This window comes from Neisseria flava, assembly GCF_982712965.1.
Genome location: NZ_CEXQBZ010000018.1, coordinates 1 through 15,161, shown reverse-complemented (window position 1 = coordinate 15,161; position 15,161 = coordinate 1). Strand labels below are relative to the sequence as shown.

The following is a 15,161-nucleotide window of genomic DNA, read 5'->3' as shown; positions in this document are numbered from 1 at the left end:
CTGCGAACCGTTTTGTCTGATTACGCCCGATTTGACGATGCGTTACTGTCCTATTTTGATTTTAATTGACTATAATTTGTGGCACGGGAGTCGGTACGGCGATTGCCGCCAATAAAGTCCGCGGCATACGGGCAGCAACGGCGCATGATTTAATCACATTGCGCGGCTCGGTAGAAAACTACGATGCACAGGTATTGTGCATGGGACAAAACGTCATCGCCGCCCCCGCTGCCTGGGCATTGGTGGACATTTGGCTGAATTTGCGCCACAACACGGATAGCGGATACGCACCGAAAGTCGGCGAAATCGAAGCCTACGAATGCGGTAAATAGCACGGTTTTTGCAAAAGGTTAGTCTAGACTCTCCATTCCCGCCCCGCTTGTATGAAGATGGCCCATCGCAGCATGAGCTTTACCCGCAGATTATTTTTGAGGTAAGGTCGCCTGAAATCTCCCTACCGCCGTCATTCCCGCACAGGCGGGAATGACGGCCTCGGCATTTTGGGAAGATTTCAAGGATGCCGCAACTTCAAATTTCTAGATTACCGCCTGCGCGTGAATGACGAAATTGCAGCCCTCTTGTTTTGACCTGCCATATTTCGCGGCCAAAGCCCACGGATTAAGTTCTATCCAAAAAAAACGGTCGTCTGAAAAGCCTGCCGTACACAGGGATTCAGACGACCTTTTATTTAACGGATTAAAATAAAACAGGATATTCACACCAGCCATTTCTGCGCCGAAAGAATCAGAAATAATGGTATAGACAGAGCAGCTTGTCGGGGAAAAATGCGAACCGACCTACAACCAGCATACTACGTATCCCCCCGCATTTTATCCAAGGATACAAAAAGAGCCTGCATAAAGCAGGCTCTTTTTTAAACTAACCGTATCAGATTAGAATTTGTGGCGCAGACCAACCAAACCAGCAGTAGATTCAACTTTGTTAACGCCTTTACCTTGTTTCAACCAACCAGCAGAAATCAAAGCAGAAGTACGTTTAGAGAAGTCGTAGTCAGCACCAACGATAACTTGGTTGTATTGACTGTTAGCTTGTTTCTCGCCATCTTCTTTAGCTTTGAAGCCGTGAGCGTAAGAAACACGAGGCATTACGTTGCCCATACGGTAGCCACCAGTTACAGCAACTTGGGTTTGTTCGTTTTTCTTACCGTAGTTAGCATCACTTACATCACCATTTTTTGATGCATCATATTGACCAGCAACAGCAAATAAAACATTGTTCGCGTCGTAACCAGCTACTAAACGATGAACTTGATGATCTTTAACAGTAGCCAAAGTATCGCCAACTTTCAAAGTAGAAGCAGCATCAGCAACTTTATCAACAGCAACATCATATTCGTTAGCTGTAATTACATCATGTTTTGCAAATTTACCAGCATAGCGACCAAAGAAACCGGAATTTTCATAGTTCAAACCAGCGTAGTATGCTTCACGGCTTTTCGCAGCATGAGTATATTTGTCGCTAGAGTTGGCGTTATCGCGAGGTTGGTATTGAACGCTTGCGCTAAAGCCTGAGAACACAGGGGAGTCGTAGCGAACAGACACTTTACGCTCATCTACACGTTCCAAAGTACCCAATGACAATACATGTTCATTAGCATCGCTGGATTCCCATGGATCGATGCTGTCGGTGCTGTCTTTCAGAGTAGTGTTGAGTTTACCAGCACGAATTTTACCGAAGCCACCTTCCAAACCGATGAAGGATTCACGAGTACCCCAGCCGCTGTCAGTACCAGCAACAGAAGTATTTTGTTCTACTTGCCAAATAGCGTTCAGGTTGTTGCTCAGGTGTTCATGACCTTTGAAACCGATACGAGAACCGAGGTCAGCGATTTCAGTTGCAGTTTTAGTAGTAGAAGAACGACCATTATCAGTCACACCAGAGCCTGCTTTGATGCGAGAAATTTCAACACCGGCTTTAACTTGACCGTACAGAGTCACATCAGCCATAGCTGCAACAGGCAAAGCTGCCAAAGTCAGAGCAATCAGAGATTTTTTCATTGCTGTATTCCTTTTTCTATCGTGAAGAAATAACTTAAGCAGACCCGGACAGAGTCCGCTTAGGCTTTACATTATCGCTGGAATCAGCGATTCCATGACTCTCACTATAATTGTTCCTTTCTAAAAAAACAAACTTTATTCACTTCCCCTTCTTCCCCCCTTACGCCACACCACCCTGTCAACAACATAAGATTCTAAATATTTCCTTTATAAATCATATGGTAATACCGATTTTCCTATTATTTGCATTTTTACAACACAGATTTCCCGAACGGTAGTTTTTTAGGACCGGCTGTTGTTTTTTGGCTAATTCAGGCAAGCGAGGAAACTGGAAACATCGTTCAGGTATTCATGCCTGCATTTACCCTGATAGGGTTTGCCGGGCATAAATATCTCCCGATCTACGGTAGCTGTCATTCCAGCTCCGTAGTACAGGCTTTATCTGCAGGTTGGTCTATCGAAAAGAGCAAAGGTCGTCTGAAAAGAATGCGTATAGATTTCAAACGACTTTTTATAGTGTATGAAAATAAAGACAGGATATTTCAAATATCATTCCTGATGTGAAAGAAATATAAGAGCTTGAGTACGGTAATTTTTGAATATTTTTCTAAAAATCAATGCTTGGATCCCTGTCAGCACGGGAGTGACTAGAATTTTCTTTATGGAAGGGAAGAATAGGTTTGACAGTATTTCGGACGGCCTCACAGCCATTCGGGCATTTCGGGACGGATGATGCCGAACTCGGGCGGATAATCCACTCCGGTCAGATACAGCCCATCAGGCATAAAAGTCGGAGGGGCTTTTAATCGACTGCGTTCTTCAATTAAGGCTTGGAATTCAGAAACGCTCAGCCTACCACTACCGACATAAACCAATGCGCCCATAATATTACGCACCATATGGTGCAGAAAGGCATTGCCGTGCAAATCCAGTTTGAGGAGTTGCGGCGTACCGCTGATTTTTGCACTGTATAGGGTTTTAACGGGTGATTTTGCTTGGCATTCGGCAGCGCGAAAGCTGGAGAAATCATGTTCGCCTTCTAATAAGAGTGCCGCCTGCTGCATTTTGTCAGGATCGAGTTTGAGGTGCGTCCACCCTACCCTGCCTTGCAATATCGGGGAGCGGACGGGAGATGACTCCAAGAGGTAGCGATATCTTCTACCGTATGCGTCAAAGCGGGCGTGAAAATGCGGGGCGACTTGCTGTGCAAACAATACAGCCACACCTTCGGGAAGATAGGCATTGACGCCCCGTACCCATGCTTGTTCGGGACGGACTACTGTGGTATCGAAATGGACGACTTGCGCAGTCGCGTGTACGCCTGTATCCGTCCGTCCGGCAACTATGGTTCGGATGGCTTCACCCGCAATTTGGCTGAGTGCATATTCTAAGGTCGTCTGAACAGTAGGCAAGTCGCCAGCTTGTTTTTGCCAGCCGTAAAATCGGCTGCCATCATAAGATAGGGTTAATGCCCAACGATAAACAGCGGGTTGATTTGAAGAAAGAAACGTCATAATCGGTAAGGGTTCTATATTCGAACAAAATCATGCGAAAATTGCTTATCCGACAGTATAGCAATAAAAAAGATGCCGCTTTTAGACACGGCATCTTTATTTTTCTTTCAAGAAAAGGGTTGTCGGATTAATCAGCCTAGCTCTGCCAACAAGGCTTTGGTTTTATCTAAGATATCGCCAGTAGCCTCTTCCATCAGCTCTTGCAAAGTTTCACGAGCTGCACCGGGGTCTCCAATTTCGACATACATTTTTGCCAATTCGTATTTTGCTTCCAAAGGAGCGGTCATTCCGACGGATTCGGAAATAAAGCCTGAGTCGAGTGCCGACTTGCTTACTTCTTCATCAACTGTCAGGTTTTCCCATTCGATGGTCTCTTCTACTTCATTACCTTGAGAATCTGCCAATCCGAAATCTTCATCGCTTTCTTGGAAGATAATGCCTTCATCTTGTTTGATTTCAAAAGGCTCTTCGGCTACGGTTTCATCGGCTGCAGTATCAACGGAAGCAAACTCTAAAGCCTCGTCTTCATTTAATTTTTCAGACGATGTTTGCTTAGATGTTGTGAACTCAGGCAGAGGCTCGATAGGTTGGGTTTCGATTTTTTCCGAGAAGAAATCCCATCCTTCTTCTGCTTCTTCAACGCCTTTGACATCTTCTGCTCCAACAGTCCGCTCCTGCTGTTGAACTTCGGAAGCATCGGAAGCTTCGTAGTCAAACTCCAAATCAGAAACTTCTTCCGCAACGGCGGGTTCGGTATAAGAATATTCTTCCTCACCTACTGAGGTATCCGCCTCTTTGGTTTCTTCATTGGCGTCATGGGAAGACGTGCCAAAGTTTGACTGAACCTCATCAAATTGCTGAATATGAGCTGTATTATCAGGCTCTTCTACTGCTTCTTCTTGATGTCTGCCTTCTATAACTACTGAAACCGGTTGATACGGATTCTCCGGTTCGGGCTCATATACACTTTCTGTCGATTCAACTGAGTCCCAATCCAAATCACGGCGTTTTTCCGTTTCCTCATCCACGGTAACTGCGCTGGATACGATGCCGACGTGCTTATCGTCAATATCATCGATATTGATATTGATCTCATCTTCAGCGGCTTCTTTGGCTGCATTGGGCTGTACAAAGAAAGCCTCGTCGTCAAAATCATCCTCGATAGACAATCCATCAGACTCTTCTGCCGGAACAGCTTTCGCTTGAACAAACTGTTCGGGCTTCGCCTCGTCGGCTATCACGGTTTCTGCAAAGCTAATGTCATCATCTTCTTCGTCATATCCTGCAGAAGGAACAGGTACGACAGGCGCGACAGCAGCTGCTTTTCGTTTGCCCAAAGCTTTCAGCAACAGCAACAATGCCAACAGCGCACCGCCGCCGATTAACAGCCAGCGCCATAATCCGCCATCTTCAGACGACTCTTCTACTGCTTCACTTTGAGCAGCGGAATTTTGCTGAGCAGCCAAAGCTTCTTCAACTTGGGCTTCCGGCGTAGATTTTGCTGTTTCACTTGCAGCGGTTTGTTCTGCGATGCCGGGTTGCAATACTTCCTCAGTGCCTACGGATGAAGCAGCTTGTTCTTGTGTTGCACCCTGTGGAGCGGAAGCGGTTACTTGTGCTGGTTGTTGTTCAAGCTTGGCTTCTTTGTTTGATTTAGCCTCTTCGCCAGCCTTATTTTCACCTGCCTTATTTTCCGCAGATGCATTAGTTTTGGCAGCTTCTGATTTTTCAGACGATGCTTTAGATGCTGCTGCGGTCTGCGGCTGCTGTTTATCAGACACAAGAGGCTTCTCGGCGGCCTGTTTGGCGGCTGCCTGTTTCATATCGAACTGGGTCGGGATATTCAATACTTTGCCAGCCAACATATGGTCGGCATTTTTATTGATGAACACACTAGGGTTGGCTTTTACCAATGCCTGTATTGCCTGCTCGACCGTCATACCTTGAGGACGGATACGGGTCGCAATTTCAGTCAGGGTTTCACCCTGTTTGACTAAATGTCGTTTGCCATAACGCGGCTCGCCCTGTACAGAAGAGGTTGCATTTTGCGTCTGTTTAGGCTGTGTTTGGGTATTTTTTGACTTTTTATTGTCGATTCCTTCTTTACGCGTATTATTCGCAACATCTGCAGACGCATTTCCACTACGCAGCGCACGGTTAATCCGTTCGCGCGCAGCTTGACGGTCTATCTGCTGGGAAGCGTATGCGGGAGGCGGCTCCTGACGAACGCGGGGCGTACTGTCGCCCTTGACCGAGTAATCAGCCGGATCAATGATTGCGGTATATTCTCGAGATTGAGAGCCGGTACTGACTTGGAAAATCAGCACAGGGTCTTTGATGGCTTTAGCCGAACGGATATTGATGACGGCACGATCGCCCGCTCTGTGAACGCTGGTTCTGAGGTTGGCATTAGATACGGAAGCCTTGCCTCCGTTAAACAATGCCTGTGCTTCTTCTCCGGTTACGGTGATATTGCCGGAAAACGGCTCACCCAAATGCGATTGAACATTTAAACCACCCAACCCTGCGCTTGCACCCACCGAAACCGCTAAGGCGACGGAAGCTGCGATAAGTTTGATTTTGTAATGTTTTTTCAAAACTTGTCCCCTATGAAATGAATCCTGCTGTACTGCCGATTACTTAACCGTCTATTACGATATATTACGTTATGATATAGTCTAAGTCCCTAATCTGCCAAGTAACACTGTCATTTATGTTATCAAAAATGACATAAACCGTTACTGTTTGCATCGGTGTGTTTCTTTTTTGCAAATCTATCGGGAACTTATTTTATCATTCCGTTTGCATTTTTAAAACCCTGCAACAAACTGCCGACATATCAAACAAACCAAAGTTTGAGATTTACGGTAATGCAAAAAACCGTAGCTGCCTGTATGATTGCCGTTTGATTGTTTGGTTTCCTCATTTTTGTTTTTTATATATGAAAATTCTGAGTGATTTATTAGCGGTAATTTTGTTTTTTCTGACTTATACGGTTACGAAAGACATGATTGCCGCGACAGCCGTAGCTTTGGTAGTCGGTGTTTTGCAGGCGGCCTTTACCTATTGGAAATTTAAAAAGCTGGATACGATGCAGTGGGTCGGATTGGTTTTAATCGTGGTATTCGGCGGGGCGACCATCCTGCTGAAAGATCCGCGATTCATCATGTGGAAACCGACCGTATTGTTTTGGATAGGTGCACTGGTCTTGCTTTTCAGCCACCTTGCCGGAAAAAACGGACTTAAGGCTACAATGGGCAAGGAACTCGAATTGTCCGATACCGTCTGGAATAATCTGACCTATGCTTGGATAGCGTTTCTCGTATTTATGGGCATAGCCAACTGGTTTGTATTCACTCATTTTGAAAGTCATTGGGTGAATTACAAGATGTTCGGTTCGACCGGACTGATGTTCGCTTTCTTTATCGCTCAAGGTATTTATTTGGGCAAACATTTACCAAAGGAGAATTAAGCAATGGAATATTATATGCTTTTGGCCACTGATGCAGACGACGTACATGAAGCCCGTATGGCTGCACGTCCCGATCATCTGAAACGTTTGGAAGCCCTGCAAGCCGAAGGGCGCCTTTTGACAGCCGGACCGAATCCTCTGCCCGACAATCCCGAACGCGTCTCCGGCAGCCTTATCATCGCCCAATTCGCATCGCTTGACGAAGCCCAAGAATGGGCGGAACAAGATCCTTATGTCGCTGCGGGCGTATATGAGGAAGTTTTAATTAAGCCCTACAAAGCTGTTTTTAAATAATGGATATGCGTTCAGCAATAGAAGGTCGCCTGAAAACTCTAAATCCTCAGATATTCGAGTTTCAAGACGACAGCCATTTGCACAAAGGACACGCGGGTAATAAAGGCGGGGGGCATTATGCTGTAACCGTCGTCAGCGAGGCTTTTACCGGGATGAAACGTATCGAACGCCAACGCATGGTTCAAAACCTGCTCCAAGACCTGTTTGCCGGCGGTTTCATCCATGCCTTAAGCATTAAGGCGGTAACGCCCGACGAATATTTCCATTGAATTATCCGTAGTGTTTCAAATTAAAGAGAAGATTATGAGAAAAACCCATTTTACAGCCGCATTGGTTATGGCCGCCCTATCCTGCAGCCTGTTTGCCCAAACTCTGGTTACCGTCAACGGACAAGCCATCGACAGCAGCGTGATTGACGGACAAGTTGCCGCCTTGCGCGCTGAAAACAAACAAATCCAGGATTCGCCACAACTGCGACAAGAATTGACCAACCGCCAAGTTATTAGCACGGTTGTCGCGCAAGAAGCCAAACGCCGCAAGCTGGATCAAAGTGCGGAATTCAAAAAAGCCCTTGAACAAGCCCGTGCAGATGCGAAGAAACAAGGCGCGGACAAAAAACCGTCCTTCAAAACAGAATGGGCGGCATTTGAAGACGACCTGCTCGGACAAGCCCTGGCCATCGACGTATTGCGCAAAAATCCTGTCAACGAACAAGAAATTAAAAAATCCTACGATGAATTTGCCAAATTCTACCAAGGCAGTCAGGAAGTACGCCTAGGGGAAATCGTTACACGAACTAAAGCCGACGGACAAAAAGCCGCTGCCGATTTGAAGGCGAAGAAAGCTTTTACCGCAGTATTGAAACAATATTCGATTGACGAAGAAGCCAAAAAAGCAGGAGGCATTCCTCAAGCTTATGTTCCGCTGAAAGACTTGCAAGAAGCCGCACCGCCTCTGTACGCAGCAGTCAAAGACCTGAAAAAAGGCGAAGCGACATCCGAACCGCTACAAGACGGTAATTCTTACGCCGTGTTTTACGTTGACGACCGCCGCGATGTCAAAGTCCCTGCCTTTAACGAAATCAAAGGCAACATAGCCCGCGATCTGAGTACTGCCCGCATTGACGACACTATGCGTGCGCTCTTGCAAAAAGCCGACATCAAACCTGCCAAATAACCTTTAAGCTTCCTATAACGGATAAGTAAAGGAAATTAAGCCGGATTCTTTTTGCTGCATTGATGCAATCCACCTAAAGGTCGTCTGAAACCATAACGTTTTTCAGACGACCTTTTCTACCTGCATTGCTGTTGAAACACTTGTGTATCTGAATCCGCCGTCAACCAATCTTTTGAATAGAGATAAAGAACCGCTATGCGAGCCGTCATCCAAAAAGTGAGTTGTTCCCGTGTCGATGTATTGGACGGAAATCATAAGGAAACCTGCGCAGAAATCGATAACGGGTTGATGATATTGCTCGGCGTTACCCACGACGATACCGAAGCAGATGCGCGCTATATTGCCGACAAAGCCGCCAATCTGCGTATTTTCGAAGACGATGCCGGCAAATTGAACCTGTCCGTCAAAGATGTTGGCGGCTCAATCCTGCTGGTTTCCCAATTCACGTTGTATGCCGATGCACGAAATGGACGCCGTCCGTCTTTCTCGGCAGCCGCCCCTGCCGAACAGGCGCAAACACTCTATTTGCATACTGCAGAACTATTGCGCGGACATAGTTTGAACGTACAAACCGGCTGCTTCCAAACGCATATGCAGGTCAGCCTGTGCAACGACGGCCCCGTTACCCTACTGCTGGACTCGCAAAAATTGTTTTGACGAAAATCCTACTGCAAGACAAAACAAGTATTGCCATTGCCTCATATAATCCAAAGGTCGTCTGAAAACCCATAAATTAGATTTTCAGACGACCTTTTTTATTCGATTCTGATTCAAAGCCGACTCTATATCCTGCCGCTAGTCCAACGTTCCACCCACCACCCGCGCGCCCAATGCTTCCTTCAAAGGCAAAGCGTTCAAGCGTTGCAAGGTCGTCTGAAATTCGGCAAACGGTATCGGTTCCGAACCGAAACGATGCATATGCAGGGTATCTTGCTGACAGTCAATCAACTCAATGCCCAACTTAGCAAGAAACGGGACGGCTCGCGCGAAGGCGATTTTGGAGGCATTCGGCTCAAGGGCAAACATGGATTCTCCGTAAAACACCCTTCCGATTTGTACGCCGTAAAAGCCGCCCGCCAGTTTTAGACGACCTGTTTCATCGGGATAGAAACATTCAAACGAATGCGCATGACCCAAGCGGTGCAGCTCGGTATAAGCGGCTTGGAACTCAGGAACAATCCATGTGCCGTCCTGACCGGGGCGCGGAAAGGCGGCGCAATGCGCAATGACGGTTTCGAAACATTGGTTGACCGTTACCCGATAGGGTTTGTTGCGCAAGGTTTTCGCCAACGAACGCCCGATATGCAGATTTTCAGGCACGATGACGGCACGCGGATCTATGGTATGCCAAAAAAACCAGCCGTCTTCGCTGAACCACGGGAAAATCCCCTGCCGATACGCCGACAGCAGCCGTCCCGTGTCCAAATCGCGGCTGATACCGACCAAGCCGTCGCATTCTTCCAGCGCGTAAAACGGGTCGGGGAAAGTGTAATCATTAGGGTAAAGCAAGGGGATACTCATTAAAAATCCTAAGGTATAGTGGATTCACTTTAAACCGGTACGGCATTGCCTCGCCTTGTCCTGATTTCAATTTAATCCACTATATTATTCTGATTTGCAGCGGCATGATGTTCATGTTCCGCAAAAAATTTCAGACGACCCCAAATTCTCATCCGAGGTCGTCTGAACATCAAACATCTTTTAAAACGGGAATCAGCGTTTGCTCTTCGCTTGGCATTCGCCGCACACGCCGTACATATAAAGCGCGTGGTCAACAATACGGTAGCCGTTTTCTTCCGCAATTTTGTCTTGCAAGGCTTCGATTTCGGGATTGTGGAATTCCGTTACCTCGCCGCATTTCACGCAGACGATATGGTCGTGGTGGTCGCCTTTGTCCAATTCATAAACCGCCTTGCCGGTTTCAAAATGATGGCGCTGCAAAATGCCTGCCTGCTCGAACTGGGTCAATACGCGGTAAATCGTCGCTACGCCGATTTCCACACCCTCTTCCAGCAAAATACGGTACACATCTTCAGCACTCAAATGCTCTTCAGCATGAGACTCAAACAAATCCAAGATTTTCAAACGCGGACCGGTAACCTTCAAACCGCTGTCTTTCAATTGCGCAATATTGCTGAATTTTTCCATAATATTCAATATCCCTGTGAAGTAATAGACGTTATAATACGCAATTTAAGCCCGCTTGCCCACTATTACGCCATAGCGGTTTGCAATAAAACCACAAGTTTTGTTTGCATACAAACGATAGCCGGCTGAAATTATAATCAAAGAGATGATTATCGTTTGCTTTTTCAAAAAATTCAAGCAATGATACCCTTCCACCCGAATTCGAACAGAAAGGCATATCCGTGAACAAACCCCTCTGTCTTGCCCTCGCCGCCCTCATCGGACTTTCCGCATGCAGCGCCGAACGCGTTTCCCTGTTCCCCTCTTACAAACTCAAAGTCATCCAAGGCAACGAACTTGATCCCCGCGCCGTCGTCTCCCTCCAAGCAGGCATGAGCCGCGACCAAGTCCAACTCCTGCTCGGCACCCCGCTGCTGCGCGACGCATTCCATGCCGACCGCTGGGACTACACCTTCAATACCAGCCGCAACGGCATCATCAAAGACCGCAGCAACCTCACCGTTTATTTTGAAAACGACGTCCTTGTCCGCGCAGAAGGCGATGCCATCCAAAAATCCATCGAAACCCTCCAAGCCGAACAAAAAGCAGCCCAAACTGCACAATAATCATTAAGGAAACCGCATGAGCGCATTAAAAATCGCCATCGCCGGCGTTAACGGCCGCATGGGGCGCGTACTGGTTGAAGCCGTCAACAACCATCCCGACACCGTCCTCTCCGGCGCACTCGAACATTCAGGCTCTGAAGTCTTAGGCTTGGACGCAGGTTTCGCCTCCGGCATCAAAACCGGCATCGCCATTTCAGACGACGTTGATACCGTCCTCGCCCAAAGCGACGTACTCATCGACTTCACCCGCCTCGAGCCCACCCTCAAACACCTGCAAAAATGCGTTGAAAAAGGCGTCAACATCATCATCGGCACCACCGGTTTCGACGACGCAGGCAAAGCCGCCATCCGAGCCGCAGGCGAAAAAACAGGCGTCGTCTTCGCCGCCAACTTCAGCGTCGGCGTCAACCTCACCTTCCACATCCTCGACACCGTCGCCCGCGTCCTCAACGAAGGCTACGACATCGAAATCATCGAAGGCCACCACCGCCACAAAGTCGACGCCCCCAGCGGCACCGCCCTGCGCATGGGCGAAGTCATCGCCGACGCGCTCGGCCACGACCTCAAACAATGCGCCGTTTACGGCCGCGAGGGCCACACCGGCCCGCGCGATCCGTCCACCATCGGCTTCGCCACCGTCCGCGCAGGCGACATCGTCGGCGACCACACCGCCCTCTTCGCCACCGACGGCGAACGCGTCGAAATCACCCACAAAGCCAGCAGCCGCATGACCTTCGCCGCCGGCGCCGTCCGCGCCGCAGTTTGGGTCAACGGCAAAACAGGTTTGTACGATATGCAGGACGTTTTAGGATTGAAAAACAACTAAAGCTGGTTTCTCCCTATGACACAAAAAGGTCGTCTGAAAAATGTTTTTCAGACGACCTTTTGATTACTTACAGCAATCGGTTTACACCAATACGCCAACCCTTTTATTCCTTTACAAAACTTACGCCGTGAAGATGGGAATTGAGGATGGCGGTCCGCAAGGCAGTCAGTGCTTTGGGGCGGACGAAGTTCCGACGGTATGCCAAAACGACGCGGCGGTGCGGTACGGAGCCTGAAAACGGGATGATGCTGAACAGCAAATGGTCGTTTTCGGTCAATGCGGTAGCGGGCATGACGCTGATGGCGAGACCGCTGGCAACCATGTGGCGGATGGTGTTGATGGAGCTGCCTTGGAGGGTGTTGGTCAGACCTTGGATTTTCTGCTTGGCGGCCAGCTCGGAACAGCTTGATAAAACTTGGTCGCGCATACAGTTGCCTTCCGTCAGCAACAAGACCTGCTCTTCGCTCAACATCTGCGGGGTAACGGCATCGAGTTCTTCGAAATGGTGTCCTTTGGGGACGATGACGAAGAAAGGCTCGTCATACAAAGGCTCGGTGACGATACCCGGCTCTTGGAAGGGTTCTGCGACTACGATGGCATCGACGTCGCCGCGTTTGAGCGATTCGGTCAGGATGTGCGTGTAGTTTTCTTCGAGCATCAGGGGCATTTTCGGCGCGGTTTCGCGCAGGGAAATGATGAGCTTGGGCAGAAGGTAGGGGGCGACGGTAAAAATCAGACCGAGTTTGAATGCGCCTTCCAATTCGTTTTGCTCTTCGCTGGCAAGGTGCTTGATCAGCTCGGCTTCTTCCAACACGCGACGGGCTTGGGCAACGATGCGCTCGCCCGCTTCGGTGGTGATGATGTCGTTGCTGCTGCGGTCAAACAGGGATACCGACAGCTCTTCTTCCAGCTTTTTGATGGCGATGGAAAGGGTGGGCTGGCTGACAAAGCAGCGGCGCGCGGCACGTCCGAAATGACGCTCCTGCGCGACGGCTACGATGTAACGCAATTCGGTCAAGGTCATGTGTTAAGCCTTTTTCTGTTCCGTTTTTTGTTCAGGCAGGGTGATGTTCAATTCGAGAACGTCCATACCGTCCTGCTTTTCTTGGGAAATGCGGATGTCGTCCAGGGAAACATTGACGTATTTGGACAATACTTCCAGTAATTCTTTGCGCAGGGTCGGCAGGTAGTCGGGAGCCTTTCCTTCTTGAGCGCGTTCTTGGGCAATGATGATTTGCAGGCGGTCGCGCGCGACGGCGGCGGTTTTCGGCTTTCTGCCAAACAACATATCTATTAATGACATGGCTTAGCCTCCGAACAGTCGTTTGAAGAAGCCTTTTTTCTCAGCTTCAAGGAAACGCATTTCGCGGTTTTCACCCAAGAGGCGCGCGATGACGTCTTTGTAGGCTTCGGCAGCAGAAACGCTGTTTTGATGGATGACGGGTTCGCCGGCATTGGATGCTTGCAGGACGTTTTGCGATTCGGGAATGACACCGATGAGCGGGATGCGCAGGATGTCGCAAATATCTTGTACGGACAGCATTTCGCCTTTGTTGACGCGTTCGGGAGAATAGCGGGTAATCAGCAGGTGTTCTTTAACTGTGCCGCCTTGTTCGGCTTTGCGGGATTTGCTTTGCAGGATGCCCAAGATACGGTCGGAGTCGCGGACGCTGGATACTTCGGGGTTGGTTGTAACGATGGCTTCGTCGGCGAAGTAGAGCGCCATCAATGCGCCTTGTTCGATACCGGCGGGGGAGTCGCAGATGATGTATTCGAATCCCATTTTGTCGCTGCTCAATTCCTGCATGACTTTCTCAACGCCTTCACGGGTCAGCGCGTCTTTGTCGCGGGTTTGCGATGCGGGCAGGATGAAGAGGTTTTCGCAGTTTTTGTCTTTAATCAGGGCCTGGGTGAGCGTGGCTTCACCCTGGATGACGTTAATCAGGTCATACACAACGCGTCGTTCGCAACCCATAATCAGATCGAGGTTACGCAAACCGACGTCAAAGTCGATAACGGCGGTTTTGTGGCCTCGCAATGCCAATCCGGCTGCAATACTGGCGCTGGTCGTGGTTTTACCTACGCCGCCTTTACCTGATGTTACTACGATGATTTTTGTCACGATATTTCCTTTCAAATCTTGGAACGGTTAATCTGTGTCGATTGCGCTGATAACCAAACGGTTGTCTTGCAATGAAACCTGTACGGCTTTTTTGTGCAGGTGGTCGGGCAGGTCTTGTTCGAAATTGCGGTAAATACCTGCTACGGAGACCAACTCCGCCTGCATGGAGTGGATGAAGATGCGCGCGTTGGTGTTGCCTTTCGCGCCAGCCAGCGCCCTGCCGCGCATGGGCGCATAAATGTGAATGTTTCCGTCGGCAATAAGCTCCGCACCTTCACTGACGATACCTGTAACGATAAGGTCGCCGTTTTCCGCGTAAACCTGCTGTCCGGTACGAACGGGGGTGCTGATGAGGACGGTCGGGTTATTGATGACGGTTGCCTGAACAGGCGCAGGCTCTTGGTTGATTTTGGGTTGTTGCGGCTCGGATTTGTCGCTGCGGCTGAAAACCAAATGATAACGTGCCGCAAAAGACGACCAACTTTCACTTTCATGGCGCAGCCCTAAAATCTGCATGCCGTAACGGGCAAAAAGGGTCAGCATAGCCCCGATGTCCAATGACTCGGGGTGATCGAAATCCTGTACGTCTAAAACAAAAGGAACAATATCCAATTCTTGATACTGACCGGCGCGCTGGCGTAGAAACTCTTCTAATTCGGTCAGATCTGCGGTATGCAGGTGAATAGCCAGCACGTCGAGCCGGGCTGACTTTATGTCGAAGGCGGGTTTCATAGTGAGTAAATCATAAAATTTTTTAATTGTGTAAGTTTACCGTGTAAATCTTGGCTATTCAATCCGTTTGGGTCGCCTGAAGTGAAATTTCCCATTCTCTTCTGAATTTCATGAGAAATCGATATGGGTTAATCAAAGTTACAAAGTGGTACAAAAACGACAAAGGTCGTCTGAAAACTGAACTGCACCCCAAAAGTTGGACACATCCCCTCCAACTCGCAAGGTGCAGTTTTTTTATGAGCAAATATACATTA

17 protein-coding genes and 1 pseudogene are annotated in these 15,161 nt (G+C 48.6%); 8 read left to right on the top strand and 10 right to left on the bottom strand.

Annotated features, from left to right (window positions below):
- Positions 1-71 precede the first annotated feature (71 nt).
- Positions 72-332 (top strand): annotated as a pseudogene (locus AC5M9B_RS01590) (RpiB/LacA/LacB family sugar-phosphate isomerase); the annotation flags it as partial.
- Between the two features lie 204 nt (positions 333-536).
- On the opposite strand, the gene AC5M9B_RS01585 reads toward AC5M9B_RS01590, so the two are convergent.
- The 4 genes from AC5M9B_RS01585 to AC5M9B_RS01570 form a co-directional block, all read right to left on the bottom strand.
- Positions 537-728, bottom strand: a complete 192-nt coding sequence (locus AC5M9B_RS01585; protein ID WP_134814567.1) for a hypothetical protein — start codon at positions 726-728, stop codon at positions 537-539.
- A 165-nt stretch (positions 729-893) separates the two neighbouring features.
- Positions 894-2,018, bottom strand: a complete 1,125-nt coding sequence (gene porB / locus AC5M9B_RS01580; protein ID WP_308905300.1) for a trimeric porin PorB — start codon at positions 2,016-2,018, stop codon at positions 894-896.
- Positions 2,019-2,719: 701 nt separating this feature from the next.
- Complete coding sequence (gene truA, locus AC5M9B_RS01575; RefSeq protein ID WP_070538703.1) at positions 2,720-3,532, bottom strand: tRNA pseudouridine(38-40) synthase TruA; 813 nt, start codon at positions 3,530-3,532, stop codon at positions 2,720-2,722.
- Positions 3,533-3,663: 131 nt separating this feature from the next.
- Positions 3,664-6,129 (bottom strand): motility hub landmark protein FimV, encoded by a 2,466-nt coding sequence (locus AC5M9B_RS01570; protein ID WP_487648134.1) that lies wholly within the window; start codon positions 6,127-6,129, stop codon positions 3,664-3,666.
- Between the two features lie 344 nt (positions 6,130-6,473).
- On the opposite strand from AC5M9B_RS01570, the gene AC5M9B_RS01565 reads away from it, so the two are divergent.
- From AC5M9B_RS01565 to dtd, 5 genes are all read left to right on the top strand, one after another.
- On the top strand, positions 6,474-7,004 hold the full coding sequence (locus AC5M9B_RS01565) for a septation protein A (protein WP_039406027.1): 531 nt from the start codon (positions 6,474-6,476) through the stop codon (positions 7,002-7,004).
- A gap of 3 nt (positions 7,005-7,007) precedes the next feature.
- A complete protein-coding gene (locus AC5M9B_RS01560; protein ID WP_060974705.1) occupies positions 7,008-7,298 on the top strand; it encodes a YciI family protein in 291 nt (96 codons plus the stop codon).
- Positions 7,298-7,567, top strand: a complete 270-nt coding sequence (locus AC5M9B_RS01555) for a BolA family protein (protein ID WP_487648133.1) — start codon at positions 7,298-7,300, stop codon at positions 7,565-7,567. Before AC5M9B_RS01560 ends, AC5M9B_RS01555 begins: the two co-directional genes overlap by 1 nt.
- Positions 7,568-7,601: 34 nt before the next feature.
- Positions 7,602-8,474 carry a peptidyl-prolyl cis-trans isomerase gene (locus AC5M9B_RS01550; RefSeq protein WP_146736600.1) on the top strand — a complete coding sequence of 291 codons (873 nt, stop codon included), beginning with the start codon at positions 7,602-7,604 and terminating at the stop codon, positions 8,472-8,474.
- 195 nt (positions 8,475-8,669) lie between these two features.
- Positions 8,670-9,131 carry a D-aminoacyl-tRNA deacylase gene (gene dtd / locus AC5M9B_RS01545; RefSeq protein ID WP_146736599.1) on the top strand — a complete coding sequence of 154 codons (462 nt, stop codon included), beginning with the start codon at positions 8,670-8,672 and terminating at the stop codon, positions 9,129-9,131.
- A 138-nt stretch (positions 9,132-9,269) separates the two neighbouring features.
- Here the strand turns inward: dtd and aat are convergent, their stop codons facing one another.
- Together aat and fur are read right to left on the bottom strand one after the other, a co-directional pair.
- Positions 9,270-9,995 (bottom strand): leucyl/phenylalanyl-tRNA--protein transferase, encoded by a 726-nt coding sequence (gene aat / locus AC5M9B_RS01540; protein WP_146736598.1) that lies wholly within the window; start codon positions 9,993-9,995, stop codon positions 9,270-9,272.
- 192 nt (positions 9,996-10,187) lie between these two features.
- Positions 10,188-10,667 (bottom strand): ferric iron uptake transcriptional regulator, encoded by a 480-nt coding sequence (fur, locus tag AC5M9B_RS01535; protein WP_176662397.1) that lies wholly within the window; start codon positions 10,665-10,667, stop codon positions 10,188-10,190.
- 176 nt (positions 10,668-10,843) lie between these two features.
- Between fur and AC5M9B_RS01530 the strand changes: the two genes are divergently transcribed.
- Both AC5M9B_RS01530 and dapB read left to right on the top strand, forming a co-directional pair.
- The gene (locus tag AC5M9B_RS01530; protein ID WP_003757199.1) at positions 10,844-11,227 is read left to right on the top strand and encodes an outer membrane protein assembly factor BamE; all 384 of its coding nucleotides are present in this window, start codon (positions 10,844-10,846) and stop codon (positions 11,225-11,227) included.
- A 16-nt stretch (positions 11,228-11,243) separates the two neighbouring features.
- Positions 11,244-12,053, top strand: coding sequence for a 4-hydroxy-tetrahydrodipicolinate reductase (gene dapB / locus AC5M9B_RS01525; protein ID WP_146736597.1), 810 nt, complete (start codon positions 11,244-11,246; stop codon positions 12,051-12,053).
- Between the two features lie 103 nt (positions 12,054-12,156).
- Here dapB and AC5M9B_RS01520 read toward each other — a convergent pair whose 3' ends face one another.
- From AC5M9B_RS01520 to minC, 4 genes are read right to left on the bottom strand one after another with little or no spacing between them, the layout of a single operon-like run.
- Positions 12,157-13,077, bottom strand: a complete 921-nt coding sequence (locus AC5M9B_RS01520) for a hydrogen peroxide-inducible genes activator (protein ID WP_070636137.1) — start codon at positions 13,075-13,077, stop codon at positions 12,157-12,159.
- A 3-nt stretch (positions 13,078-13,080) separates the two neighbouring features.
- Positions 13,081-13,356 carry a cell division topological specificity factor MinE gene (minE, locus tag AC5M9B_RS01515; protein ID WP_003742768.1) on the bottom strand — a complete coding sequence of 92 codons (276 nt, stop codon included), beginning with the start codon at positions 13,354-13,356 and terminating at the stop codon, positions 13,081-13,083.
- Positions 13,357-13,359: 3 nt separating this feature from the next.
- A complete protein-coding gene (gene minD, locus AC5M9B_RS01510) occupies positions 13,360-14,175 on the bottom strand; it encodes a septum site-determining protein MinD (RefSeq protein ID WP_039406013.1) in 816 nt (271 codons plus the stop codon).
- Between the two features lie 27 nt (positions 14,176-14,202).
- A complete protein-coding gene (gene minC / locus AC5M9B_RS01505) occupies positions 14,203-14,907 on the bottom strand; it encodes a septum site-determining protein MinC (RefSeq protein WP_049228814.1) in 705 nt (234 codons plus the stop codon).
- Positions 14,908-15,161: the final 254 nt, after the last annotated feature.